This window comes from Rhodococcus olei (assembly GCF_039540555.1).
Classification (GTDB): Bacteria; Actinomycetota; Actinomycetes; order Mycobacteriales; family Mycobacteriaceae; genus Rhodococcus_G; species Rhodococcus_G olei.
On sequence record NZ_BAABFB010000040.1, the window covers coordinates 12066 to 38921 of the forward strand.

Annotated in this window: 16 protein-coding genes; 13 read left to right on the plus strand and 3 right to left on the minus strand. The window is 70.3% G+C overall.

What is annotated here, in order from left to right:
* Window positions 1–42 precede the first annotated feature (42 nt).
* The gene (locus ABD951_RS12410; protein ID WP_345345276.1) at window positions 43–813 is read left to right on the plus strand and encodes an 8-oxoguanine DNA glycosylase OGG fold protein; all 771 of its coding nucleotides are present in this window, start codon (window positions 43–45) and stop codon (window positions 811–813) included.
* A gap of 4 nt (window positions 814–817) precedes the next feature.
* Here the strand turns inward: ABD951_RS12410 and ABD951_RS12415 are convergent, their stop codons facing one another.
* The 3 genes from ABD951_RS12415 to ABD951_RS12425 form a co-directional block, all read right to left on the minus strand.
* Window positions 818–2089, minus strand: a complete 1272-nt coding sequence (locus ABD951_RS12415; protein WP_345345162.1) for a DUF7373 family lipoprotein — start codon at window positions 2087–2089, stop codon at window positions 818–820.
* A gap of 113 nt (window positions 2090–2202) precedes the next feature.
* Entirely contained in the window at window positions 2203–3621 is a 1419-nt protein-coding gene (locus ABD951_RS12420; protein ID WP_345345164.1) for a GTPase, read from the minus strand.
* Window positions 3618–5468 (minus strand): dynamin family protein, encoded by a 1851-nt coding sequence (locus ABD951_RS12425; protein WP_345345166.1) that lies wholly within the window; start codon window positions 5466–5468, stop codon window positions 3618–3620. The genes ABD951_RS12420 and ABD951_RS12425 overlap by 4 nt, the downstream gene beginning before the upstream one ends.
* 242 nt (window positions 5469–5710) lie before the next feature.
* Here ABD951_RS12425 and ABD951_RS12430 point away from each other — a divergent pair, with 242 nt between their 5' ends.
* From ABD951_RS12430 to pglX, 12 genes are all read left to right on the plus strand, one after another.
* The gene (locus ABD951_RS12430) at window positions 5711–6049 is read left to right on the plus strand and encodes a hypothetical protein (protein WP_345345168.1); all 339 of its coding nucleotides are present in this window, start codon (window positions 5711–5713) and stop codon (window positions 6047–6049) included.
* A gap of 130 nt (window positions 6050–6179) precedes the next feature.
* Complete coding sequence (locus ABD951_RS12435) at window positions 6180–8132, plus strand: Hsp70 family protein (protein ID WP_345345170.1); 1953 nt, start codon at window positions 6180–6182, stop codon at window positions 8130–8132.
* Between the two features lie 164 nt (window positions 8133–8296).
* Window positions 8297–9469, plus strand: a complete 1173-nt coding sequence (locus ABD951_RS12440; RefSeq protein ID WP_345345172.1) for a hypothetical protein — start codon at window positions 8297–8299, stop codon at window positions 9467–9469.
* A gap of 27 nt (window positions 9470–9496) precedes the next feature.
* A complete protein-coding gene (locus ABD951_RS12445; protein WP_345345174.1) occupies window positions 9497–10300 on the plus strand; it encodes a C39 family peptidase in 804 nt (267 codons plus the stop codon).
* 93 nt (window positions 10301–10393) lie between these two features.
* Complete coding sequence (locus tag ABD951_RS12450) at window positions 10394–10810, plus strand: hypothetical protein (protein WP_345345176.1); 417 nt, start codon at window positions 10394–10396, stop codon at window positions 10808–10810.
* A gap of 106 nt (window positions 10811–10916) precedes the next feature.
* Window positions 10917–11453 carry an RNA polymerase sigma factor gene (locus ABD951_RS12455; protein ID WP_345345178.1) on the plus strand — a complete coding sequence of 179 codons (537 nt, stop codon included), beginning with the start codon at window positions 10917–10919 and terminating at the stop codon, window positions 11451–11453.
* 324 nt (window positions 11454–11777) lie between these two features.
* On the plus strand, window positions 11778–12962 hold the full coding sequence (locus tag ABD951_RS12460; RefSeq protein WP_345345180.1) for a DUF6361 family protein: 1185 nt from the start codon (window positions 11778–11780) through the stop codon (window positions 12960–12962).
* On the plus strand, window positions 12962–14770 hold the full coding sequence (locus ABD951_RS12465; protein WP_345345182.1) for a phospholipase D family protein: 1809 nt from the start codon (window positions 12962–12964) through the stop codon (window positions 14768–14770). The genes ABD951_RS12460 and ABD951_RS12465 overlap by 1 nt, the downstream gene beginning before the upstream one ends.
* Window positions 14767–17943 (plus strand): DEAD/DEAH box helicase, encoded by a 3177-nt coding sequence (locus ABD951_RS12470; protein WP_345345184.1) that lies wholly within the window; start codon window positions 14767–14769, stop codon window positions 17941–17943. The genes ABD951_RS12465 and ABD951_RS12470 overlap by 4 nt, the downstream gene beginning before the upstream one ends.
* Before the next feature lie 7 nt (window positions 17944–17950).
* On the plus strand, window positions 17951–19021 hold the full coding sequence (locus tag ABD951_RS12475) for a 5'-nucleotidase (RefSeq protein WP_345345186.1): 1071 nt from the start codon (window positions 17951–17953) through the stop codon (window positions 19019–19021).
* Window positions 19022–19084: 63 nt separating this feature from the next.
* Window positions 19085–23158 carry a protein kinase domain-containing protein gene (locus tag ABD951_RS12480; RefSeq protein WP_345345188.1) on the plus strand — a complete coding sequence of 1358 codons (4074 nt, stop codon included), beginning with the start codon at window positions 19085–19087 and terminating at the stop codon, window positions 23156–23158.
* The gene (pglX, locus tag ABD951_RS12485) at window positions 23158–26754 is read left to right on the plus strand and encodes a BREX-2 system adenine-specific DNA-methyltransferase PglX (protein WP_345345190.1); all 3597 of its coding nucleotides are present in this window, start codon (window positions 23158–23160) and stop codon (window positions 26752–26754) included. The genes ABD951_RS12480 and pglX overlap by 1 nt, the downstream gene beginning before the upstream one ends.
* Window positions 26755–26856 lie beyond the last annotated feature (102 nt).

Below are 26856 nucleotides of genomic sequence, written 5' to 3' on the forward strand. Positions count from 1 at the left end.
GCCTCCCCGATCCCGCCGCCGCCCGCTGTCATCATGAGCGGCATGCATCCGTTCGACGAGGGTTTCGAGCCACCCGAGGACTGTGTGCTGTGGTGCAGCACCCGGTCGTACGAGCTGCACGTCCTCGACGACGGCGCGACCGTCGACCTGGACTGGTGGAACCGTCACCTCGAACGCGACGAGCAGGAGATCCGGCTCAAGGGCCGCGACCTCGACGGCCGCGTCGTCTCCGGCGGCCGGGCGACGGTGCTGCGCAACGACCTGCGCCTGGGCAGCGACCTCGTCGCCGGCGGCCCCGACGCGCTCGGCCTGCTGTACCTGTGCGCGGCGTGGCAGAGCGGCCACGCCAGCCGGCAGGTCCGGCGCCGGTTTCCCGACGTCCGGAACCCGCACGCCCCCAAGGGTGTCGACCCGCTGGCGACGATCACGGCGGTCCTCGACCACTGCGCGAAGCGCAAGCGCCTGCCCGAGGTGCCGACCGGGTCGTGGTCCGGCTGGCCGGACACCCCGGGTGTCGGTGTCGTGCTGATGGCCGCCTACCTGTGGGCGGTCGGCGCCACCACCGAGGCGGGCCGCGTGCAGCTGGTCGACCAGCACGGCGTGTCCACGCTGATCCACCAGGGCTGGCTGGAGAACCCCGCCGTCACCGGCTTCACCCTCCGCCGCTACAACCGCTACGTCGAGGTCCTGAACTCCTGGGCCGACCGGGCCCACACCCGCCCCGAACTCGTCGAACGCTGGCTCGTCGAACGCTGGGCCGCGCGCCTGCACGAGGCGCGGACCGGGGCGCTGGCGGAGCCGACGCTGTTCTGACCGGTCAGACGTTCTGGTCGGCCTGCTCGAGGATCAGGTACTGCGCGGAGATCTGCTGGTCGACGTCCTTCTTGTCGTCGAGACCGGACGCCTCGCCGACGTAGCGACCGTTGACCACCATGCAGTAGATCTCCGTGCCGCGCACCGTGTCCTTGGTGACGCACGTCGCGTCCGGCAGCCCCTGCGGGGACGGGGCCGCGGTGAAGCCCTGGGCGGCAAGATCGTTCGCGAACTCGTCGGCGATGGTGCGGGCGCCCGCATCGTCCTGCGCGCGGTAGACGGTGGTCTTGGCCACCGCGTTGTGCTCGGACCCGGTCTCGGTGAGGACCCGGTACGTCAGCGGCGGATTCGTCGACCGGTGCGCCATGCCGCGGGGACCGTAGGCGGCCATGTCGTCGCCGAGCTTGGCCTGGGCATCCTGTTCCGGGATCGCGTAGATCAGGATCTTGTCCTGGTCGACCACCGGGAACTCGGCGGACGTGCCGCCGTTCTGCTCCTTGGTCGGCTGCGCGGGGAACTTGTCGATCAGCGGGCTCTGCAGGCTGACCGCCTTCGCGATCGTCTTCGCGGTCCAGTCCTTCTGCCCGGTCGGCGCCTGCGCCCAGGTGTAGAGCAGGTAGTCGCCGTGCGGGGTCAGGGCGTTGACGGACACGGTCGGGCCCGCGCCGGACGCGGTCTCGCGGGTCGTGACGAGGGTGTTGGGCAGCACGTCGATCGTCTGCGCCGTCGCGATCCCCGCCCCGTCGTCGACGGTAGTGAGCTGGGTCTGGATCTCGCGGGCGGTCGCGGCGGCGTCCTCGGGGTTGCCGAACCGCAGCACCGCGTTGACGACCGACCGGGACGGGTCGGTGACGTTCGGGGTGTTGGTGGCCGCGGTGGTGACGTAGCCGTAGAGCATCGAGTGCTTGTGGGCGATGTCGCCGGCGGCATTGCCGATCACCACACCGAGGTTCTTGCCGCTGCGCATCACCATCGTCGGCATCTTGCCGGAGGTCAGTTCGGGGTCGATCTCGAAAGGTGCGACGGTGAACTCGGCGAGCCGCTGGCCCTCGACCTCGATGATGTTGTCGGTGGTGGCCCGGCCGAACTCGGGGGCCGGGCTGGTCGGGTAGCTGCCGGTGTCCAGCGCGGCGGCCTCGACGGTCGGGGCGCTGTCGCCGCCGGAACCGGCCTTCGGTTCGTCGGTGCCGCCGCATCCGGCGAGCAGCACGCCCGCGCACAGCACGGCCGCAGCCCGTGGCATCCATGTCGTCGCCATCACATTCGTCCCGCGCACCTCGGTGGTCCTTTCGTCGCTCCCGCGCCGCGCTCGGGCCGGCGGGATGGTGTCGGGGATTGGATGCCCCGAGCCGCGGGCAAGGTTCCCGGCCCCGCCGATCGTGGTGTGGCTCACATGCCGCGGGCGAGCAGTCCGTAGGTGTGGATCAGGGCGACCAGGGCCGCGTCCTCGGCGGCGGTCATCGTCGACAGCTGCTGTGCCTGGGCCCAGGACAGTTTGCGGTGCGCCTCGGCCCGCACCTGGTCGGCGGTCGCCTGCGGCGGGAGCCCGAGCCCGCCTGCGGCGGTGGGGTGTTCGAGCAGGCGGCGCAACTCGTCGGTCACCGGCGAGGCCGGGTCGGCGTCGAGCATCGCCCCGAGGTGGTCGAAGAGGACGACGGTGCGCAGCGCGGGGTCCGCCCGCAGGGCGCCGACGATGGCGCGGATCTGCTCGCGGGCGGGATGGGTGTAGGCGAGTCGGTCGAGTTCACGCACGATCCGGCCGGCCCGGTGCACCGCGGCGAACGCACCGAGATGCCGAGCGAGGACGCGGCGCAGCTGCGGGACACCGGATTTCACGACGAGCCAGTCGTTCAGCGCGGCCGCACCCCGGGCCGCGACCGCGCGGCCGTGGACCATGCCGTACTCGCCGAGCAGGTCGAGGAGCCGGCCGCGGACCTGCGCCTCGCCGGAGTCGGTGCCGTCCGAGTCCAGCAGGTCGATCAGGTCCAGCGGGGCGAGCGCGCCGAGGTCCGCGAGCGCTCGGGCGTCGGCCTCGGTGAGCGCGCCGGTGTGCGAGGTCTCCGCGAGCAGTCCGGCGATCGGCAGCACCGTCATCACGGTGCCGCGCAGCCGCCGCGCGAGGGTGACCGCGTGCTCGGCGGCGTGGTCGAGCGGGTCCCGGTCACCGAGGGCGCCCTCCCCGAATCCGTCGGCGCGCGAGAGCACCCCGAGCGTGGTCAGCGGGGTGAAGCCGAGTTGCCGCAGGAACTCGACCTCGTCGGCGCGCGGGGTGGAGTCGAACAGGAACACCGCCGCGTCGGCGTCGACGGACGCGGTCCGGGTCTGCTCGAACCCGTCGATCAGCACGCGGCGGGTGCGGGCCTCGTTCTCGGCGGTCAGGGTGGCGAGACCGGGCGTGTCGACGAGGGTGTGGTCCCGGATCGCCGCCGAGGGCAGCCAGCGGTGCAGGTAGGCGATCTCGTCGGCGGGCACCGGGAGCGCGACGACCTGCCCGCGGACGGTGTCGACGGGGCGGCGGGCGCCGTCGCGGAGCACCGCCTCGACCCGGGCCGGCGCGCCGTCCTGGTAGACCGAGACGACGCTGGTGGCCTCGAGCGCGGCGGTCTCGGCGACCGCGGCCCCGACCAGCGCGTTCACCAGGGTGGACTTGCCCGCCTTGAGGCGTCCGACGACCACGATGCGCGGCGGCGACCACAGGATCGCGCCGATCCGGTTGGCGTGGGCGGCGGGTTCGGGTCCGAGTGCGGCGAGCGCGTGCAGGGCCCGGTCCAGGCTCGCCCGGACCGGATCGAGCGGCGGGGCGGTCACCGCGCACCCCCCGCGGTGCCGGTGAGTTCCGCGATCAGCGCTTCGGCCCGGGCGATGTTGTTCACCACGACCTTCCGGTTGCCTTCGAGGCGTCCGAGCTTCTTCTCGCGGGTCGCCTTGTCGGTGCGGGCGAGGTCCTCGGCCTCCTTGATCTGCTTCTGCAGGTGCTCGATCGAGGTCCTCAGGTGGTCGCGGTACCGGATGACGATCTCCGGGCGCGCCAGGGCGAGCGCGGATTCGAGCATCCGGGCGGTGGTGGTCTTGGTGGTGGCGGTGGTCTCCCGCATCCAGGACAGCAGGTTCGTCTTGCCGGCCCGCATCGCCCGGAACCCGAGGTTGAACCCGACCCACGCCACACCCACGACGGCCCCGACGCCGACGACGGTGCTGACCCCGATCAGACCGCCGATCATCGACGACCCCATCACACCCATCGTGAGCATCGACGGGTCCAGCAGGCCCTGCCGCTTCCCGGCGACCCGGTGCGTCTCGAGGGAGCGGTTGGACAGGGTGGCGGTGACCTGGTGGTGAATCTCGTTCCACACCACCTCCGAATCGAATCGGGGCGCGACGATGGTGCCGTGCAACCGGTCCAGGAAGACGGTGATCGACGCCGCCATCGCGCCCTGGAAGTCGCGCTCCATCTCGGCGGTGAAGTGCTGCGGGTTCTTCCGGAGCACGGCCATCCCGCTCTTGTTGATCCGCGTCGTCCACTTGTCCCGGACGGCGTCCAGGCGGCGGTCGAGTTCGTCCGTCGCCTCCTGCCGGATCAGGGTCAGGTCCCGCTGCAGGTACTGCTCCCACTGCTGGGAATGGTCCTTGAGGTCCTGCAGCTCCGCGAGCTGCTCGGTGAGTCCGGGGATGACCTGCTCGCCCAGGGTGAGGGCGTCGATCTGCGCGCCCATCTCGGCGTCGAGTGCCCGCAGTCCCCCGACCGCGGTCCGCAACCCGTTCGCGGCCGGAAGGTCCTCCGCCGCCTCCAGTTTCGCGCGGATCACGCTGCGCAGTTCGGCGATGCCGGACCGTTGCTCGGCGCGGTCCCGGTCCGGTCCGGGCGGCAGCTCCGCGGCGAGCAGCGCCCGCAGACTCGACACCGCGAGCACCGGCACGTCGCGACCGAGGTGCTCGCGCAGCAACGCCCGGTTCTCCGCGACGATCGGCTTCCAGCGCCGGACGTTCTTGTCGGTCTTGGTGACCACGACGATCAGCGCCTCGACACCGGCGCCGGCGTCCTTGACGAACGCCATCTCCGGCGCCGTGATCGGGCTTCCGGCGTCGCACACGATCACCAGCACACGCGCCTCGGCTGCGGACGTCGTCGCCAGCGCCGCGTAACCCGGGTCCAGCCCGCCGACGCCGGGGGTGTCGACCACCGTCACGTCGCCGAGCCGGCTCCCGGCGACGGGGACGATCGCCCGGGTCGGCAGCTCGTCGATCCGGGCGTCGGTGACGCGGTTGCCCTCGCAGGTCACCCAGTCGGCGAGGTCGGCGTGCGGAATCCGTTCGCCGCGGCCGGGGAAGAGCAGGTGCGCGGTGCCGTCGGGGTACTCGTCGGACGCCTCCCCGACCGCGAGCGTGGTCGACGTGGTCACGTCCACCCCGACCGGGCTGGCGCCTCGCCTCCCGACGACGGCGTTGACCAGGGAGCTCTTGCCGCGACCCACCTCGCCGACGACCACCACGGATCGGACCTGGTCCGCGCCGGACGCCCGCTGCTCGGCGAGGTCGCTGAGCTCGTCGTGCCCGAACGGGCGCAGGATCTTCCCGGTGATCGAGGCGAGCAGGGCGTCGGCTCGCTGACGCGGGGACGTCGCCGGCGGGCGATCGTGCTCTCCGGACCCGTCCACGCGTCCCCTTCCGTGCCACACCGCCGTCGATTCGGTCCGTACCCTAGCCCGGACACCGGGCCGGGGTGGGCGCAGACCCGTGCGACGACGTCGCCGGACCCGGACACACCCGGCGAATTGTGATGCGCACCACCGCGATCCTGGGCCGTCGACCGGCACGGCGACGCGTCACCCGGGCCGCGGCATGCAATGATGCCGCCCTGACTCCCGGCCGCGGGAGGGCGACGATGCGGAGGGGCGCGATGAGCGGGGCACTGGTGTTGACGATCGACTTCGCGGACGGGTCGGTGTCCGCGGGCCTGATCGACACCGGAACGGGCCTCGCGCACCGGCTTTCGGTGGGCGCCGGCGAGCAGGGACCGGACGCTCGGCCCCGACCGGACCTGATCGTGCCCGCCGCCACGTCGGCCGCCGCCGTCGCGTCGGCGCGGCTGGGCGGGGTCGTGACCGGGCCCGACACCCTCGTGCTGACGCATCCCGCGGACTGGACCCCCGGTCGGGTCGGTGGGCTCCGCGACGCCGCGACGGCCGCCGGGTTCGCGCCGGGCCGGGTCACCGTGCAGCCCACCGGCCGGGCCTGACCGACGTCCCGTGCGCGGCGGCGGCGTGTTCGTCGGCAACCGCCGGGAACCTTTCGCCGGCGCCCGGGCTCCAACTGTCGACGACGCGCACGTATCGCCGTCCGCGGCGGAAGCAGGAAGGACCGAACCGATGAACCAGTCCCGGGTACCCGGCGACGAGAAGGGAACCATGTCCGCCCGAGAGTGGGTGCTGGGTATCGACTTCGGTACCTCCAACACCGCGGCCGCGCACACCGGTCCGGTGTCCGGGTCGGTGGAGGCGCTGCAGCTGAGCCACAACCGCACCACGATGTCGTCGTCGGTGTTCGTCGAGTCGCCGGACCGCATCGCGGTCGGGGACGTCGCCGCCGACCGGGCCGAGTCGAACCCGGCCGCGTTCATGCCGTCCCCGAAGCGGGTCGTCGCGCAGGGCGTGGTGAACGTCAACGGCTACGACCTGCCGGCGTCGGTGCCGGTCGCGGCGGTGCTCGAGTCGGTGATGGCGCGCGCGGTCGGCGCGCACGGCGGGTCCGCGCCGTCGGAGCTGGTGCTCACCCACCCGGAGGCGTGGTCGCCGCGGGAGATCCAGGTGCTCCTCGACGCCGCCGCCCGGCTCGGGTTGGACGCCTCGAAGATCCGCACGGTGTCCGAACCGCGGGCCGCCGCGCACTACTACTCACGGGCGAACACCCTCGCCCCGGGCACCAAGATCGCGGTGTTCGACTTCGGCGGCGGCACCCTCGACATCGCCGTCCTCGAGGCCAACGAGGCGGGCACCTTCGACGTGGTCGCCGCCCGCGGCGACAACGGCCTCGGCGGCAAGAACTTCGACGCGTTCGTCCGCCGCTGGGTGGACCAGCAGCTCGAGGCCCGCGACCCGGACCTGCTCGACCACCTGCGCCGGCAGGCACCGATGGACGTCCGGTACGCCCTCGACGACTCCATCCGCCGTGCCAAGGAACTGCTGTCGGAGGCCCCGTCCGCGACGATCACCGTCACCGGGGACGGGCGCAGCGAACGGTTCCAGATCACCCGCGAGGAGTTCGAGGAGCTGATCTCCCCGGCTCTGGACAAGGCGGTCCACCTCACCCGGGCGACACTCGCCGACGCGCGGGTCACCGACCCCGGCCAGCTCGAGGCGCTGTACCTGACCGGCGGCTCGTCGCGCATCCCGATCGTGCACGAGCGACTCGCCGATCTCGGCCCGATCGCCACCCTCGACGACCCGAAGACCGTGGTGGCGCAGGGCGCGATCGCCGCGGCCGCGCCGATCGTCCGCGGTCTCGGCGGTCCGCCGCCCGCCGCGCCGGCACCCACCGCCCCGGCGTATGTGCCCGCGGCGACGCAGCCGTACCCGGCCTCGACGACGCCGCCGTACCCGCCGTCGGCGGCGCCGTCCTACGATCCGCCCACCCAACAGTTTTCGCCCATTCCACCCGAGACAGAGGCGCCCGGCGCGGCGGGCGGGCGGGGGCGCGGCCGGACGTGGGCGCTGGTCGCCGCCGCCGTCGCGGTGGTGGCGGCGGTCGGTGTCGGCGTGTACGCGCTCGGCGACGACTCGGCGGAGCAGCTCGCGGCCGATCCGGGTGCGGCGGCGGTGGCGGGCGGACAGTCCGGCGCGACGGCGGGCTCCGGTGGGGACGGCGGCGGCACCGGGGGCGGCACCGCGCCGGCGTCGAAGGAGGCGGTGATCGCCGGGCTGCCACCGGCGTTGCGCACCGAGGTGGAGAGCTGCAAGACGTCCGGGGAGACCGAGAACGGCGGCCTGCAGTTGCAGTGCCAGATCCGCCAGGGCAGCGCGCTGACCGCGGGCATCACCGACGGTGGCTTCCAGTCGATCATCGTCTCGGTGGACACCAAGGAGGCGAAGAAGCGGGTGATCGGGATCCGTCAGGGATTCCAGAACAACACCGCCGTCGCCACCAACGTGACGGTCGAGGACACCGCCCGGTCCGCCGCCGCGCACATCGACGGACCGGGCTACAACAACACCTTCTCGATCTGGTACGGCAACTCGTCGACCGGGGTGATGGTGTCGTACAGCGGTGCCCAGGGACTCGACGGCGCCAAGACGTTCCTGGCCCGATCGGGTCTGATCAACTGATCGTTGCGCGCTTCCGCGAGGGGCTGTCGAACCATCCGGTGCGGCAGCCCCTTTCGCGTGTCCGGGGCGCGGAGAAGTTTCTCGCCGCGGCCGGGAACCTTTCCACCGCGCCGCCGCATCCAACTCTCGACAACGCACACGAGAGCGCGAGTGAGGACGAGACGATGAGCAACCCGGACCAGTACACCGACGCCGACCTCGCCGAGTACGAGGCCGAGCTCAACGACATCGCCGCCGATCCGAACCTGAGCCCCGACGAGAAGCTGGACGCGATCGCGGACGCCGTCGACGCGGAGATCGACGAGATCATGGGCAGCGACGTGGAGATCGACGAGATCGTCGGCAGCGCCCCGACATCCGCCCCGGGCGCCGCAGACGCCCCGGCCACCGCAGACACCGTGGACGCCGCGTCCACCGCAGACACCGCCCCCGAGGAGACCACCGTGACCGACCCCACCGCCGCCCCCCAGTCCACGGACACCGCAACCACCACCGCGACCGCGGACGTGACCGGTGATCCCGCGACCGCCACCTACACGAGCACCACCTCGACCGCCACGACTACCACCGAGGTCGAGGTGGAGGGTGCACCGATCGAGCCGGACACCACCCCGGCGCCGGCCGCGGACACCGCCCCGGCCGCGGAGACCGGGTCCGCGCTCAACGAGGCCATCGGCGTCGACGGAACCGTCGACTACTACTCCCCCCGCGACGTGGACCGCGACGGCAAGGTCGACGTCATCCATTCCCGCGTCGACGGCGTCGACACCATCACCCACGTCGACGAGGACGGCACGATCACCCTCGTCGAGCAGGACACCGACTTCAACGGCACCTACGAGACGGCCGCCGCCGTCCGCGCCGACGGCACGGTTCGCGTCGCGGAGGACCTGGACGACGACGGCACCGTCGATCTGGTCACCTACCACGACCCGGCCACCGGAGAGCCGGTCCGCCAGGACGAGATCGACGGCGCCCGGATCACCAGCAGCAAGTTCGACACCGACGGGGACGGCGAGGCGGACGTGCACCTCGTCGACAGCGACGGCAACGGCCGCTTCGACACCGTCTCCCTCGACACCGACGGGGACGGCGTCGTCAACGCGACCCTCGTCGACACCAACGGCGACGGCGCGTTCGACCTGATCAGCTCCGACGACGACAACGACGGCAGCCAGGAGTCGTACCTCACCTCGGCCGACAGCGGGGTCGGGTCGCTCGGCGACATCAGCACGTTCGAGTCGCTGATCCCCGCCGACGACAGCTACCACACCCAGGCCGGCGCCGACACCTACGAGCCGCCGGTCGTCGACGACGCCCCCGCCGACCTGGCCTGACCCGGACCTCCCCGGAAGGATCCGACGATGGACGACTTCGACGACGGCCCCGGCGCCGCGTGGTCCGGTGCCGACGTGGACGTCGAGGAGGCGCAGGCGGTGGACGAGTCCGCGCCGGAGTCGATCCCGCCCGCCGACCCGCTGCCCGCGCTCGCGGCACCGCCGGACGAGGCGCCGGTGGGCGTGGGCGGAACCGGCGCCGAGGCGGTCGGCGACGAGGTCCCCGACCTCACCGAGGGCGGTGCGGTGCACGGCAATCCGGCCGCGTGGACGCTGGACTGGTTCTACCAGCAGTTCGACGGGTACTGCGGGCCGTCGGTGGTGGCGCAGGTCGTCGCCCAGTACACCGGCGCGACCATCGCCGACCCGCAGCAGCTGGTCGACCGCGCCGTCGAGCTCGGGCTGATGGACGACCCGAGCGAGGGGATGACGCTGCCCGCGGTCGAGACGCTGCTCGAGGACCAGGGGGTGCCGTGCACCCGCACGGACGGTTCCCTCGACGACCTGCGCGCCCGGCTCGACGCCGGGTACGGGGTGATCGCGATGGTCGACTCCGGGGAGATCTGGCACCCCGACGCGGAGGCCGGTGAGGACGACGCCGCCGACCACGTCCTCGTCGTCGCCGGCATCGACGACGCGCGCGGGGTGGTGATCCTGTCGGATCCCGGTGTGCCGTACGGCAATCAGCTGGAGATCCCGATCGAGCAGTTCGAGGACGCCTGGGCCGATTCGGGGTTCGACATGCTGGTGACCGACGCCCCCGACGACGCGCTGCTCGCACCGGCGCCGGTGCCGCCGGGCGAGCAACGCTCGGCGGTCATCGCCCTGTGATCGCGGGGATCGGGCGCGGAGGACGCACAATGGTGACGGCGATGCCGGCGCGCGGCGTCGCCGGTGAGATACGAGGAGTCGACGAGGTGACCGATGAACGATGACGAGCCGCTGTTCGCGGGGTCGGGGGCGGGCGCGCTGCCACCGGTGCCCGAGGACGTGTGGGAGCGGGCACTGTCGGTCGCGCTGGACCCGGCGACGCCGGCGGTCGACGCCGACCTCGTGCCCGAGATGGACGACGACCCGGTCGTTCCCGACGACGACGGCATCGTCCTCGTCGACGACGACCTCCTCGAGGGCGACGACGACCTCCCGCCCGGCGACGACGTCGCGGCCGTCCCGGTCGACGACGGCGAGCACCCGCGGCTCGACGACGACTCCGTCGACACCGGTGACGACTTCGGAGACCTCCCGGATGTCACCGACGACGGGGCCGCCGAACCCGACCTGCACGAACTGCACCTGGACCACGACGCCGTCGACCCCTATCCGGGCGACGACCTGCTGTGACCGACACCCCGGACCCCACGGTGGCCCGCTGTGCGCGGGCTGCGGGTAGCATCCCCGACGGCCATGTGGGGGTTTGGTGAGAATGCAAGGAGCGCGGGGGAAGTCGATGGACGAAGCGGAACTGTTGGCCGCTTGCCGTGGGGGTGACCAGCACGCGTTCGCCGAGCTCGTGGGGCGGCACCGCACCAACGCCTGGCACGTGTGCCTGCAGATCACCGGCAACGCCCACGACGCCGAGGACGCGCTGCAGGAGGCGCTGACCGCGGCCTGGCAGAACCTGCACCGGTTCCGCGGCGAGGCCCGCTTCAACACGTGGCTGCACCGCATCGCCACCAACGCCGCACTCAAGGTGGTCCGCCGCCGCAAGCTCACCACCAGCCTCGACGACGAGGACTCCCCCGGCATCGACCTCACCGACCACGGCAGCGGTTTCGACGAGCAGGTCGTCACCGCCGACACCGTCCACCACGCCCTCGGCCAACTCCCCGAGGACTTCCGCGTCGCCATCGTCCTCGCCGAATTCGCCGACCTGCCCTACGCCGACATCGCCGAGCACCAGCAGGTCAGCGTCGCCACCGTGAAGACGCGAATCCACCGGGCGCGCAAGCAGTTGGCGCAGACGCTGGCTCCGGCGCACAGCTGAGCGGGCGGGATCGCACCTCGCCCCGGAGGCGGGGTTGCCGCAGTCCTCTCGTCGGTTGTGCCGGCCGAGTCGGTGGCACCGGCAGCCAGGTCGTCACCTGTCGTGAACCCACCGCCCGACACGAGGTTCCACCGCCGGGGGCCGGGCCAGGAATGGCCGCCGTGGGCCCGATCAGACTGTCCCCCATGTGAATGACAGCGGGGTCCGATCACCAAACCCCGGCGTCCGGGCGCCGATTCGCACCTGACACGATCACCTTCGCCGGCCACCGCGACCGCGCCGAGTCACCCTCGCCACCTCGACAGACAAGGACCGCACTGCCCGATGGTGTCCCACCTGGCCTGGCTGGATCACGACGAGACGCAACGCCGCCGTGTGATGCGGGTGGTCGATCAGTTCCGCGACGAGGGCACGGTCGACGAGTTGGGTCTCGGGTCGATCCGCGACACCTTCGCGACCCTGCTGCTGCCCGGCCTGTCGACCCTGCACACGCGCGCCCGGTACCTGCTGTTCATCCCGTGGCTCGCGCAGGCGACGGCCACCGAGGCCAGAGACGCAAATGCACTCGTGCCGCTGCTGCGGAAGAAGGAGTACGCGTTGATCGACGCGCTGCTCGAGGGCGGAGAGTCGAGCGGCGTCATCGGTGGCACCGCGCGTCGCAAGCTGCAACGGATGCCGAGCGGCATGTTTTGGTCCGCCACAGCGCATTACGGTCTGCGCACCGACAGCCGGTCGATCTCCGCCACCCTGCGTCAGGCTCATGCCGCGGCTCGCCACGACCGGCGCACCGAGTCGTCCGACGATCCGGGTGCGCGCCCCGATACCGCGCCCACCGGGTTCGACCCGCGGCTGCCGCAACCGCCGGCGAACCTGCTCGCCGAGACCACGTTCGCCCTCTCCCCCACCGAGGCCGAGTACCTGCGCGAACGCATGTACACCATGCAGCCGCGGTCGATGTTCCCGTGGTTGTTCGAGCACGGCGTCGACGACGATGCCCGGTTCCTGTGGCAGCACCGGGACATCGCCGCGCTGGACGGGCCGCTCGCCGACACGCTCGACCACGGGCACCGGTTCTCGGTCGTGATGGCCGGGGCGGTGGTGCTCTACAACCTGATGCTGGCCCGCGCGAAGGACGACGACGAGCTCGTCGATGCCTACACCGCGGCGTGGGGCGACTGGCGCGTCGAGGCCACCGCGGCCGTCGACGGCTGGAACGGCGGCGCGTTCTGGGCGTTGATGGGCCGCTCCACCCGCACCATCACCCCGCCGACGCGATCCTTCGTCGACGCCTGGATCGCCGAGGCCGCGCGCGCCGGTGCGGATCCCGGGTCGAGCGCGCAGGACCTGGTCCGCGGCCGGGAGATCCAGCTGAAGGGCACGCGGGCCCGCCTGGGCGGCAACGTTGCCGGGGTCAATTCCTGGAGCCGGCAGTCGGGTGGCCAGCTGACCTACAACTGGCCGGTCGCCGTCCGCATCGTGGGCGACGTGATCGCCGGACTGGAGAACTGATGCTCAGCCCCGACTCCCGCGTCCTCCTCACCGACGCGCTGCAGCCCCCCGTCGGGTATGCGATCGATTCCGTTGTCACCACGACGTATTCGCTCGACCTCACCGCGCTGCTGCTGGCGCCGCTCTCGTTCGCGGCCCGCACCCGATCCGAGGATGTCGACGACGCCGACCCCATCGCGCTGCTCGAGTCGATCCGGCGGTACGTCGGGTCGATGACGGTCTTCGCGCAGGCCGGTGGACTCAAGGTGCCGAGCAAGTACCGCACCGTGCTGTCGTTCGCGGAGAACTCGGTCGTCGAGGTGCGGGCGCCTCAGCCGGGCAGGTTGTTCCACCCGAAGATCTGGCTACTGCGGTTCGTCTGCGACGACGCCGGCGGCTACCTGCACCGCTTCCTGTGCTCGAGCCGAAACCTGACCTTCGACGCCTCCTGGGACACGCTGCTGGTGCTCGACGAGGACCCCGACACCGACGAGGCCGTCGACCCGGCGCCGATCGCGGAGTTCGTTGCGGCCCTGCCGGATCTGGCGACGACCCCGATGACGGGTACCCGCGCCGCCGCGGTCCGGGACCTGGCTCACACCGTCCGCTCCGCCCGCTTCGCCTGCCCGGCGCCGTTCGCGTCGATGACTCTGCATCCGTTGGGCCTGACTGACGGCGCGGCCCTCCCCGTCCCCGAGGCGGCGGATCGGGCGCTGGTGATCTCCCCGTTCTTCGACCCGGCCACGTCGCGGCGTTTCGCGGCGATCGCGCCGGACTCGCGGATCGTGTCGCGCGCCGAGACATTCGACCGCACCGGGTCGGATGCGTTCACCGGCGCGCAGACGTTCACGCTACAGGCGGTGGCGGATCGGCCGGGTGACGACGAGGCCGTGGCTGAGCCGGGGACGGAGGTCGGCGGCGTCCCGTCAGGGCTTCACGCGAAGACGTTTGTCTTCGACACCGCCAAGGAGGCGGTGCTGATCACCGGGTCCGCGAACGCCACCAGCGCGGCGCTCGGCGGCAACGTCGAGTTCTCCGCCGCACTGCGGGGCCCGTCCGCGAAGTGCGGCGTCGACGCGGTCTGGGAAAGTGGGAAGGGCACCACCGGCCTCGCGCGCATCGTCGAGCCCTACACGATCACCGCGGCCGCCCCGGACGTGGACGCGGACGCTCTGGCGCGGGTCGAGAAGGACATGGCCGACTTCCGTGCCCTGCTCTCGGCCGCCGCGCCGCAGCTGCACTTCGTCCTCAACGGCGGCAGCGCGCAGTGCACGCTGCGGGTACCGGAGGAGATCGTCGGCGCGTTCGACGGGGAGGTAGCCGTCAGCCCGGTCTCCCTCACCGGCGAGTACCGTCCGCTCGCCACGGAAGTCACCTGGTCCGGAGTCGCGGCGGCAAACGTGACGGCGTTCATCGGCGTGCGGACCCGACGTGACGGCGTCGAACTGTTCGGTGTCGTCAAGGCCGCCCTGCACGGCGACGTCGTCGGGCGCGACCGGTTGATCCTCCGCAGTCACATCGGGAGCGCCCAGGATCTGACCCGCTGTCTGCTGTTCCTGCTCGGCGGTGAGGTGCCCGGCGACGGGGAGGTCCTCGGCCTCGACCGCGGATCGACCGGTGATCGCGACCCGGGTCGTGGTGCGGTCGATGACACCGTGCTGTTCGAGCCCCTGGTGCGGGCCGTGGTCGGCGACCGTGCCGCGCTGGAGCGGGTCGATGCTCTGCTCCGCGACCTCGACGCACCCACCGACCTCGTCGACGACGACCTGCGCGCACTCCTGGACGCGGTGCGCCTCGCCCACACCGCGGTGGCGGGAGGAGACAAGTGACCGTCAAGCCCGACCTTGCGCGAACCCTCGCCCCGCTCAAGGGGTTCCAGCGCGACACCGTTGCCCATGTCACCAACCGGCTGTGGAACGACGCGGACGCCACCACCCGGTTCCTCGTCGCCGACGAGGTGGGCCTCGGCAAGACCCTCGTCGCCCGCGGTGTGATCGCGGAGACCATCGAGCACCTCTGGGACAAAGAGAACCGCATCGACATCGTCTACATCTGCTCCAACGCGCAGATCGCGCAGCAGAACCTGGCGAAACTGGTGCCCGGCGACATCACCGTGAAAAACGCGGACCGGCTGACGCTGCTGATGCGCAACATCGCCGAGTTCCAGGACCGCAAGCTCAACTACATCTCGTTCACCCCCGGCACCTCGTTCACGGTCGGTGAGACCGCCGGCCAGGCCGACGAGCGGGTGCTGCTGTATCACCTGCTGCGGCGCGGCTGGGGCCCGATGCAGATGAAGTCGCGCGGCTGGGCGGAGTTCTTCCGCGTCGGCGTCGGCGCGGAGAGCTTCGCGAACCAGCTGGCGGCCTTCGACACCGACGCGATCACCGACGAGATCGCCGGGCGGTTCATCGAGGACCTGCAGCACGCGGATCCGGTCGACCCCGGGTACGACTCCCTCGAAGACGAAGTGTGGGACGTCGCCCGAACCCGGTTCGTCCGCCTCGAGGACGAACCCGACAAGGCGCTGAACCGCTACCGCAGCCGGCTGATCGGACGGATGCGGAACCTGGTGGCGCACGCCGCCATTCGCGCACTCGAACCGGACCTGATCATCCTCGACGAGTTCCACCGCTTCAAGACGCTCCTCGACGACGACAACGAGGAAGCCGAGCTGGCGAAGGCCCTGTTCGACCAGCCGACAGCGCGGGTGCTGCTGCTGTCGGCGACCCCGTTCAGCATGTACACGCTCCCCGACGAGCCGGAGGGCGCGGACCACTACGACGACTTCCTCGCCACCGTCCGGTTCCTGCTCGGCGGGCGCGGCCTGACGGCCGGGGAGGTCGACACGCGGATCGCCGAGCTCGGGCGGGACCTGGAGACGATGCGCCGGGCCGCCCTGCCCGGCGCCGACTCCCGCGAGGCCGGGCTGGCGGCGCGGGATCGGGTGCAGCACACCCTGACCCGGGTGATGTCCCGCGTCGAGCGGCTGGCGTCGACACCGGACCGCGACGGCATGCTCACCGAGAAGCCGCTGCCGGTGCCGGTCACCGCCGCGGACCTGCAGGCGTACGCGGGAGGGCAGCGGATCGCGGACGCGCTGGGCCGGGACCGGCGCGGGCGCGACATCTTCGAGCTGTGGCGGTCGAGCCCGTACCTGTTCAACATCATGGAGACCTACCAGGTCAAGCTGGCGCTGAGGAAGGCGATCGACTCGCCGGATCCGGCGGTCCGCAAGCCGGTGCACGATGCGATCCGCACCGCCGACGGCCTGCTGGACTGGTCGACGATCGAGCACTTCCACCCGCTCGACGCCGGCAACGCGAAGATGCGTGCCCTGGTCGCGGACACCGTCGATCGGGGCGCGTGGAAGCTGGCGTGGCTGCCGCCGTCGCTTCCCTACTACCAGCCCGCCGGGGTGTTCGCGGACGAGGCGCTGCGCACGTTCACGAAGCGGCTGGTGTTCTCGGCGTGGGCGGTGGCACCGAAAGCCATTGCCAGCGTGGTCAGTTACGAGGCCGAGCGGCGCGGGGTGCAGGAGTCGGGCCGCACCGACCGATACTCGGAACGGGCGAGCCTGACGCAGCCGATCCGCCGGCCCCGGCACGACGGCACCAACCAGAACATGGCCCCGGAGGCACTGTTCCAGCCGTCGATCGTGCTGGCGGAGCTGTGCGACCCGCTGACGCTGGCGCAGCGGATCGGTGGCGTCGTGGGTGCCGCCGAGCTGCGGGATGTCGCGGCGGTCGCGGTCCGTGAACGGTTCGAGGCAGTGTGCGCAGAGTTCGACATCTCGCGCTCATCGCGGTCGAAGGTGGACCCGTCCTGGTACTGGGCGCTACCGCTGCTGCTGGACCGGCACGCGAACCCCGGGCGGCCGTTCCCCGTGGAGATCCCGGAGTACTTCGCGTCGGCCGACAACCCCGACGAGCTGGACGTCGAGGCGCTGGGCGGATTCCCGGAGGATCTCGTCGCGGTCGTGACCGACCTCGGCCTCGCCGGCCCCGGCACCTGCGTGCAGCGGGCCCTGCGCCGCGCGACCGGCGCGGTGCGGCCGCGCGCGGACGACGAGCTCTGGGAGGCGGCATTCGACGCAGCCGAGGATATGCGGGCGCTGTTCAACCAGGCCGAGATCGCCGCAGCGGTCCGGGTTTCCGTGCCCGGCGACGCGTACTGGCGCTCGGTGCTTGAGTACTGCCGCGACGGGAACCTGCAGTCGGTCCTCGACGAGTACTTCGCGCTCGGCGGCGTCGAGCGCGACCACGACGGAAACGAGCTGTCACCGCTGACCGAGCGGCTCGGCCGGGCACTGTCGGTCGGGTTGGGCCGCGCGGAGATCGACGTGTTCGACACCAGCGACGACGAGGTGACCATCGACGGCTCGAACTCGATCCGGCACCACTTCGCGATGCGGATGGGCCACAAGGGATCGACGGACGAGCGGCAACAGGAACGGGCCGGAGACGTGATCGCGGCCTACAACTCCCCGTTCTGGCCGTTCGTGCTGGCGTCGACGTCGGTCGGTCAGGAAGGCCTGGACTTCCACACCTACTCCCATGCGATCGTGCACTGGAACCTGCCGGGCAACCCGGTCGACATGGAGCAGCGAGAGGGCCGGGTGCACCGTTTCCGCGGGCACGCCATCCGCCGCAACATCGCCGCCGCGCACGCCGGCGCAGCACTGGCGCCGGGGTGTGACGATCCGTGGTCGGCGATGTTCGCCGCCGCCGAGGCCGCGAAGTCCCCAGACGACACAGATCTGGTGCCCGACTGGGTGTACGCGAGGCCGGGTGGGGCGACGATCGAGCGGTACGTGCCGGCGATGCCGCTGAGTCGTGAGTCGGTGCGGTACCAGCGGCTGCTCCGCACGGTAGCCGCCTACCGCCTGACCCTCGGTCAGCCGCGGCAGGAGGACCTGGTGCGGTATCTGAACAACGGCACTGTGGATCGCGATGTGCTACGGATCGATCTGGCACCACCAGCTTCCTCGGCCACCCTGTAGGAGACCCATGCCCTTCAAACTCGACCACCGCCTCGTGATCGGAGTCGCGTCCAGCGCATTGTTCGATCTCACCGAGTCGGACGCGGTGTTCCGCGAGCGAGGGGAGGCCGGCTACCGCGTCTACCAGGAGGAGCATCTCGACACCCCGCTCGCAGGCGGGGTGGCCTTTCCGTTCGTGAAGCGTCTGCTGTCGTTGAACGATCTGAGCCCTGCCGCGGACGATCCGCTGGTCCAGGTGATCATCCTGTCCCGGAACGACCCCATGACCGGCCTGCGGGTGATGCGGTCGATCGAGCACCACGATCTGAAGATCACGCGGGCGATCTTCACGCAGGGGTTGTCGCCGTACCCGTACATCCCGGCCTTGGGTATCGCACTGTTCCTGTCGGCTAACTCGGATGATGTCCGCGGTGCGACGGCGGCCGGATACCCCGCCGGACTCGTCCTCGATTCGCCAGCACGCGACGAGGCGGACGACACAGAGCTGCGGGTCGCGGTCGACTTCGATGGCGTCGTGATCGACGACGCGTCCGAATCGGTCATGCAATCCGGTGGGCTGACGGAGTTCCACAATCATGAACGCGCCAACGCAGCGACACCTCACAACCAGGGGCCGCTGGCGCAGTTTCTGATCCGGCTCTCCGCCATCCAACGCATCGAGGACGCGCGGGTCGACTCCGACGCCACTTACACCCGTCGAATCCGCATCTCCATCGTCTCCGCCCGCGATGCGCCGGCCCATGAGCGGGCGGTGATGACCCTGAAGAGCTGGGATGTCGCTGTCAACGACGCGTTCTTTCTCGGCGGCGTCGACAAGGGGCCGGTCCTCGGCGTGCTGAGGCCGCACATCTACTTCGATGACCAACGGTCTCACCTGACGTCCAGCTCAAGGTTCGTCGCTTCGGTACACGTGCCGTACGGCGAACTGAACCGCCTGGCGGAGACCGATGCCGACGAGGCTTCACCGACGTTGTTGCTAGAGCCGCCACTTCCGACGTCGCAGGCGATTGCTGATCCCGGATTGCTAGAGTCTGTCGAGGTGAACGCGACCGCCGTCGGCCGCGAACAAACAACGTGACAAACGGGCGGTGACGTGGCGCAAGGCAGTGGCTCGAATCGGCAGGACGACCGGTGGGTCGAGGTGTCGAAGTCGGCTTTCGCCCACGAGACGGAGGGGTTGAACTTCCTCCGGGAGATCGTGCCGAATGCGTCCCCGTACCGTGCGTGGACGAACTTCGAGTTCATGGACAACCACGGCATGTGGCACGAGATCGATGCCCTGGTTCTGGGGCGGCGCCGACTGCATCTGATCGAGCTGAAGCACTTCGTGGGCCTCCTGGGCGGAACCGAGACGAACTGGGTGCGACATCTGCCGAGCGGCAAGGTCCGCACACAGCGCTCGCCTCTCCTGCTGACTCGCCGTAAGGCGCAGCGCCTGGCGACGCGCATCGAGGAGGAGGCGCGGAAGGTCGCCGTCGAGCACGGCCTGAACCCGGAGAAGGTGCGCCGGGCGTTGCCGTTCGTGCAGGAGTCAGTCTTCCTGCACGCCGAGGGCTTCTCGGTGGAGATGTCGGACGTCGCGAAGTCGGGCCTGTTCGGCCTGGACGGCGAGGAGCATCGCTCGAATCTGCCGGGCATTTCCACGCGCATCCTGGAGTCTCCGACGGATGGTCGCAGGGTCGACGAGGACATCAGTGTCATCGTCGCGCTGGCGTTGAAGAACCTCGGGGTGTCGCGGCGCACCGAACGCGACGCGGGCTCGTGGACCATCTCGGGTGCCCCGCTGGCGTCGGGCGACGACTGGCAGGAGTGGCCGGCGAAGCACAAGGGCACGGACGAGCAGGCTCGTGCCCGCATCGTGTCGTTCCGCCCTGGCACGCCGGTGCATGCGCGGGCGGCGACGCACCGGAAGATGGGCCGCGAGTACACGCTGCTGTCGTCGCTGCGGCACGAGGCGATCGTCGCCCCCCGCGATCTGGTGCAGGACGACGATGGCAACACCGTCCTCGTTTACCCGGAAACACCCGGCTACGAGCCCCTCGATCTGGCGTTGGCGACGCGCACCCTCACCGCGGAGCAGCAGCTGACGGTGTTGACGTCGATCGCGGAGGCATTGGCGTACGCGCACCGCAACCACGTCGCGCACCGCGGGTTGGGTCCGTCGACGGTCCTGATCCACACCGAACGCCTGGATGCGGGCCGGGTGGATGTGCGGTTGGTGGACTGGTCGTGGGCAGGACGCATCCACGACGGCGGCACCAAGTCCGCGACGATGCTCGGCACCGCGCTGACGGCGACGGGCGGCGCGGCCGCGGACGAGGTGTATCAGGCGCCGGAGGACCGGTGGGCTCCCGATTCGGACCGTATCGCGCTGGACGTGTTCTCCCTGGGTGCGTTGGCGTACTTCCTGCTGTCGGGCGGGCAGAACCCGGCCCGGGACCGGGCGGCGCTGCTGGAGCGGCTGCGGCTGGAGCAGGGCCTGGATCTGGCGGCGTCGACGGGCCGGTTCGTCGACGAGCAGCTGCGTGAGCTGGTGCTGCGGACCACGAGCCCGTCGGTGTCGAAGAGGGTGGCGGTCGACGCGAAGTCGGGTCGACCGACGTTCGGTGCGCAGCAGTTCGCCGCGGCGCTCGACGACTACCGCCGCGCGCAGGAACCGGCCGCGGCGGCGCCGGAGATCGATCCGCTGAACCCGCCGACCGGCGCCCTCCTCGACGACCGGTTCGAGGTCCTGCAGGTGCTCGGGTCGGGGTCGACGGCCCGCGGCATCCTCGTCGCCGACCACGACGCCGACGGCCGGCAGCGAGTCCTCAAGGTCGGCCTCGACAACACGGCCACGCACCGCCTGCAGGACGAGGCGGAGGTCCTGACGACGCTGGCGCAACAGCAGCCGCCGGTGCCCGGTGTGGTGGAGCTGATCGAGGGTCCGTTGCAGTTGGCGCAGCGGACGGCGCTGCTGCTCAGCAACTGCGGCGAGCAGACCCTCGCCGACGTGGTCCGCTACACCCCGCTCGGGGAGGCGCAGCTCAAGACGTGGGGCCTGGGCCTGCTGGACGCCGTGGTCGCGTTGGACGCGGCCGGTATCACGCACCGCGACATCAAGCCGTCGAACCTGGGTCTGTCCCGGCCGACGGGCAAACGGAACGAGAAGCCGAAGCTGGCCCTGTTCGACTTCTCCCTGTCCCGCGCGGCCGTCGAGCAGATCGACGCCGGCACTCCCCCGTATCGGGATCCGTTCCTCGGCACCGGCATCCGCACCGCCTACGACTCTGCGGCGGAACGCTATTCGGCGGCGGTGGTGCTGTACGAGATGGCGACGGCCAGCACCCCCCTCTACGGCGACGGGGTGAGCGATCCGCGGGTGCTCGCGGACGACGTGTCGGTGTCGGCGAAGGATTTCGGCGGGCACTCCCGCACCCGCGCGGAGGCCCTTACCGCGTTCTTCCGGTCGGCGCTGGCCCGCAACGTGAAGGACCGCTTCGACACGGCCACCGCGATGCGTGCGGCGTGGGCGGCGGTGTTCGCGGCGAAGGCCACCGAGCCGGAACCCGTCGTGCAGCCACCGGCGCTCACCCCCATCGAGCCGACACCCCCGCCGGTCGTCGTGGCCGAGCCCGCCACCTACCGGTCGCTGCGGGTGCTGTCGGCGGAGTTCGCACGGGCGGCGGCGACGAAGCCGTCGGCTATCCGCCGGCAGGTGGTGGAGCTGCTGCTCGGCAGCCACCCCGACTCCCCTGCCGACCCGTTCGTCACCTATCAGGTGCTGGCACCGCTGGCTGGGGTGACGCCGGGCCGCGTCGCGCAGATCTTCGGGGAGTTGCGCGAGCTGTGGTCGAAGAACCCACAGTTGGCGGCGACGGTGGACCTGATGTTCCAACGCGGCATTACGCTGCTCGAATCGACAGGTGGCGCAAGCACTCCCGAGGTGCTGGCCCGCGAGCTGGCGGCGTCGCTGGACATCGACGGCGTGTCCGACCCGCAGCGCACCGCGCTTGGTGTGCTGCGGCTGGTGTTGGCGTCGGCGGCAGAGCCGGAGCCGGGCAGCGAGGACGACGACCCGCGGCCGCTGCTGACGCGCCGTCAGTCCACCGGCTCGGTCGCGATGATCGCCACCAATGCGGTGTCCCGCCGGTTGCCGGCCGTGCTGGCACGTGAGGTCGACAACCTCGTCGCCGCCGCGGCCGGGCAGGGGTTGGCGCTGGTGACGGCGGAGCACGCCGAGCAGCCGCTGCGTGCGGCCGCGGCCGCCGTGTTGGATGTGGCACCGGCGGAGGTGGAGATCCCCGGGTACGTGCTGCTGCGGATCGCCGCCGGGTCGTCGGTGCAGGTGGCATTGTCGGCGCGGGACGAGCTGCATCCGATCAGCCTCCCGATCCGGGACGTGTTGGCGCTGCTACTGCAGGGCCTGTCGACGTCGGATGCGTTCGGCCGCGCGGAGCTGGAATCGCGTGTCGCGGCACGGTTCCCAGCGCTGGCGAAGTCGCTGCCCCGCCGCCCCGACCTCGATGCACTGGTCGCGGCGGTGGCGCCGGGGATGATGTGGAGCGACGCGCGGAACCGCTACGAGTTCGAGGACGCGCCGCAGCGACTGTCGCACGTTCCGACGCGGCACACCCTCGGCGGCTCCCCAGCCGTCGCGGGCCAGAAGGGCAGCGACGTGGAGTTGCTGCTGCACGCGAGCGTGCGGGAACGCACGTTCCGCGCATTGGGGGTGCCGATGGGCGCGTCCGACCAGGTGGCGGACGCGCTCGTAGAGCGGTTCGGCGCGGTGCGCGTCGACGTCACGGATGTGCTGCTGGGAGAGTTGCGGGCGAAGGCTACGCAGGCCGGCATCCCGTGGGATGCGATCCTCGCCGCCGATTCCGGTGCCGCCGCCGACCGCGAGGGGCTGAAGGGGTTTGTCGCCCAGTCCATCCCGGCCGTCGTGGACGCCGTGAATGCGGCGGGTGGTCCGGTGGTGTTGACGGACCTGTCGACGCTGGCGGCGTACGGCCAGTTGGGTGCGTTGCAGGCGTGGGTGGATGTGACGAACCCGCCGCCGCACGCGGTCTGGGCGTTGATCCCGCAGCCGGAGGAGTCGGGCGGTCGGCCCGGCGCCCGCGTCGACGGGACGGCGTTGCCGCGCACCACCCCGGAGCAGTTCATGCAGGTGGACCGGTTCGGTTTGCGTGCACTCGTTTCCACTGATGATCGATCGATGAAGGAGCATGTCTGATGGCGTTGGCCACGATTTCCGGAGCCGCGCTCAAGGACGCATTGAAGCCGCAGCTGACGCTGTTGGTCGACGACATGCGCTCCAAGCTCACCTCGGATGCGGACGAGTTGGCGAGCTGGCGAGCCACGCACCGCGAAGCCGTCGCCGAGCAGCGGACGGCGGTGTCGTGGACGGACTGGTCCGAGGACCAGCTCACGCAGGCCGCCGTCGGCTGGCTGTTGACTTCTGTCTTCGTGCGGTTCTGCGAGGACAACCTGCTCCTCGGCGACACGGCGGTCTGGATCACCCACCCCGACCCGATGCTGAGGCAGCGTGCCGTCGACGCCGAGCAGGCGTTCTACCGCGCCGACACCAACAACTCGTACCGCGAATGGCTGGAACAGTCCTTCGACGCACTCCGCAAGTACCCCGCCACGCAGTCGCTGGTGGACGAGCATGCAGCGCTGAACATCATCGCCCCCAGCTCCGATGCCGTGCACCAGGTGCTGTCGTTCTGGCGGCAGGTCGACGACTCCGGTTCCCTCGTCTGGACTTTCCGCGACCCCGAGCTCACCACCCGCTTCCTCGGCGACCTGTACCAGGACCTCTCCGACTTCGCGAAGAAGAAGTACGCACTCCTCCAGACCCCGGAGTTCGTGGAGGAGTTCATCCTCGACCAAACCCTCGAACCGGCGCTGAAGGACCGGCCGCTCGAAGGATTCAAGGTCATCGACCCAACCTGCGGATCGGGGCACTTCCTGCTGGGAGCCTTCGCGCGGCTCGTGGATCGATGGAACCGCGAAGCACCCGGACTGGAACTGCGGACACGGGTCGACAACGCGCTGTCGTCCGTCTATGGCGTCGACCTCAACCCTTTCGCCGTCGCCATCGCGAAGTTCCGACTGATCGTCGCCGCGCTGAAGGCATGCCGGGAAACGACTCTGGTGAACGCACCCAAGTTCACGCTGAACCTCGCCAGCGGCGACTCGCTCCTGCACGGAGCCGAGCGGGGCGGTGCGACGGCCCTCGACTTCGGCGACCTGTCCTTCGACAAGGACGCCGTGGTGTCCGGGTTCGCATACTCGACCGAAGACGTGGCGATGCTGAGGCGGATTCTCGTGCCGGGGCAGTACGACGTGGTGGTGGGTAATCCGCCGTACATTGTCGTGCGCGACAAGGCTTTGAACACGCGGTATCGGGAGATCTACCACTACTGCAAGGGCAAGTACGCGTTGACTTCCCCGTTCATGGAGAAGTTCTTCGGACTCGCCAAGGCTGGAAGCCGTGCCGGGTGGGTCGGTCAGATCACCTCCAACTCGTTCATGAAGCGGGAGTTCGGCGTCCCACTTGTCGAGGAATACCTCGCTCGAATGGATCTTCGCCTGGTCGCCGACACGTCAGGTGCGTACATCCCCGGCCACGGGACGCCTACCGTCATTCTCGTCGGGCGGAAACACGCACGAGTTCTCGACACCGTGCGTGCGGTCCTCGGCATCCAGGGAGAACCGGGAGCGCCGGACGACCCGACCAAAGGCAAGGTCTGGACCTCCATCGTGGAGCACGTCGATCTTCCTGGCTACGAGGACCAGTGGATTTCGGTTGTCGAACTCCCTCGCGACAATCTGCGCAAGCACCCCTGGAGCCTCTCCGGCGGCGGTGCCGTCGAACTCCAGTCGGCAATCGAGGCGAACTCGACAACCACGCTCGAGATCCCCATTGCAGGCAAGATCGGATTCGCCAGCTTTCCCGGCGCGGATGATGCATTCTTCGGGCCCGCGCATTCACTCCGACGCTCAGGCATTCCAGACAAGCTCGTCAAAACTGTGGTTCTCGGTGAGGCGGTCCGAGACTGGGACGTCCAGCAAGTCGAGTCGTCGTTTGCCCCATACACCAGCGATTTCGAAGAGATCGAACTCGACACCGATGCACAGTGGTACGTCCGACAGTGGCCACTTCGCCGATTCCTCGGCGGAGTCACCGGATTCAACGGCGAAACCCAGGCCGACGGCGGCGGCAAATGGTGGACCTGGTACCGGTGGGTCCGCGACCGCTACACCACCCCCCGCTCCATCACCTTCGCCTTCGTGGCGACGCATAACCATTTCGTGCTCGACCGCGGCGGAAAGGTGTTCAAGCAGTCTGCTCTGGTGATCAAGTTGCCGGAGGGGGCTGGGGAGGACGACTACCTACGGCTGCTGGGCACCCTCAACAGCTCCACCGCCTGCTTCTGGCTCAGGCAGAACAGCTACGCCAACAGCGGAGATTCGGTCGGCACAAATGGTGCACGTGTGGTGTCCGAACAATGGGATCGATTCTTCCAGTTCAACGGGACCACTCTCGAAGACCTCCCGATGCCAGAGACCGATGTGCTCGCGCGAGCACGCCACCTCGACGGTCTGGCGCAGCAACTGTCGGCGGTGGAGCCTACTGCTGCTGTCGAGTCAGGCGGCGCCACCGCCGCCGTCATCGCCTCTGCTCGCGGCGAGCACGCGCGAATTCGGGCGCTGATGGTCGCGGAGCAGGACGAGTTGGACTGGGAGGTGTACCGGAACTACGGGCTCGTTGACGAGGAGTTGTTCCTGCCGGCTGAGCAGGCTCCGGGGATTGCGTTGGGTGAGCGCGCTTTCGAGATCGCGCTGGCCCGGAAGATGGCGGCTGGCGAGGCGGAGACGTCGTGGTTCGCCCGACACGGGTCCACCCCGATCACCGAGGTGCCCGCGCACTGGCCGGCGGCGTACCGGGAGTTGGTGGAGAAGCGGCTGGCTGTCATCGAGGCCAATCCGTTCATTCGGCTGTTGGAGCGTCCCGAGTACAAGCGCCGATGGGCCGGTGACTCTTGGGATGTGAAACTCCAGCGTGCGCTGAAGGACTTGCTTCTCGACCGACTCGAAGACAAGTCACTGTGGTTCACCGCGCAGGGCACGCCGCAGATGCTGTCCGTGGCTGAACTGGCGGGACACGTCGAGAAGGACTCTGAGTTCATCACCGCCCTCGACCTGTGGGCCGGGAAGAAGGACACCCCGGTCACCGACACCCTCGTGAAACTCCTTGCCGATGAGGCAGTCCCGTACTTGGCCGCGATGCGCTACAAGGAATCCGGGCTCCGGAAGCGCGCCGAATGGGAACGGGTCTGGGATCTGCAGCGCGACGAGGACGCCGGCCTGATCAAGGCGACGGACATCCCGGTTCCGCCGAAGTACACGAGCGCAGACTTCGCGAAGTCGTCATTCTGGTCGCACCGCGGCAAGTTGGATGTGCCGAAGGAACGCTTCATCTCGTACCCCGGCGCCGGCCGCGCCACCGACCCGACACCGCTGTTGGGTTGGGCTGGCTGGAACCACGCCCAGCAGGGCCTCGCACTGGCAACGATCTACGCTTACCGCGAGTCCGAAGGCATGCCGCTCACCGAACTGGTCCCAGTGGTCGCCGGCATCGCCGAGGTCCTTCCTTGGGTCAGGCAGTGGCACAGCGGCGTCGACCCCACCTTCGGCATCGACCTGGCCGACTACCTGCAAGGCCAACTCAGCGAAAAGTCCGCAGCAGTAGGCATCCCGGCCGCTGACGTACCACACTGGCGACCACCCAAGGCCACCCGCGGCCGAAAAGCCACAGGTTAACCGCCTCTACTGCTGTGTATCCACCCAGGCGACGTTCAGTTTGGAGCCGGACACCCCGAACCGATGTTCATACGGGTCGAATCAATGTCAGCCAACGCGGAT

What these genes read in the sequence shown, in the direction of transcription:
- ABD951_RS12410 (WP_345345276.1), top strand. Translation starts at nt 43, where the DNA reads ATGCATCCGTTCGACGAGGGTTTCGAGCCACCCGAGGACTGTGTGCTG.
- ABD951_RS12430 (WP_345345168.1), top strand. Translation starts at nt 5,711, where the DNA reads ATGAGCGGGGCACTGGTGTTGACGATCGACTTCGCGGACGGGTCGGTG.
- ABD951_RS12435 (WP_345345170.1), top strand. Translation starts at nt 6,180, where the DNA reads ATGAACCAGTCCCGGGTACCCGGCGACGAGAAGGGAACCATGTCCGCC.
- ABD951_RS12440 (WP_345345172.1), top strand. Translation starts at nt 8,297, where the DNA reads ATGAGCAACCCGGACCAGTACACCGACGCCGACCTCGCCGAGTACGAG.
- ABD951_RS12445 (WP_345345174.1), top strand. Translation starts at nt 9,497, where the DNA reads ATGGACGACTTCGACGACGGCCCCGGCGCCGCGTGGTCCGGTGCCGAC.
- ABD951_RS12450 (WP_345345176.1), top strand. Translation starts at nt 10,394, where the DNA reads ATGAACGATGACGAGCCGCTGTTCGCGGGGTCGGGGGCGGGCGCGCTG.
- ABD951_RS12455 (WP_345345178.1), top strand. Translation starts at nt 10,917, where the DNA reads ATGGACGAAGCGGAACTGTTGGCCGCTTGCCGTGGGGGTGACCAGCAC.
- ABD951_RS12460 (WP_345345180.1), top strand. Translation starts at nt 11,778, where the DNA reads ATGGTGTCCCACCTGGCCTGGCTGGATCACGACGAGACGCAACGCCGC.
- ABD951_RS12465 (WP_345345182.1), top strand. Translation starts at nt 12,962, where the DNA reads ATGCTCAGCCCCGACTCCCGCGTCCTCCTCACCGACGCGCTGCAGCCC.
- ABD951_RS12475 (WP_345345186.1), top strand. Translation starts at nt 17,951, where the DNA reads ATGCCCTTCAAACTCGACCACCGCCTCGTGATCGGAGTCGCGTCCAGC.
- pglX (WP_345345190.1), top strand. Translation starts at nt 23,158, where the DNA reads ATGGCGTTGGCCACGATTTCCGGAGCCGCGCTCAAGGACGCATTGAAG.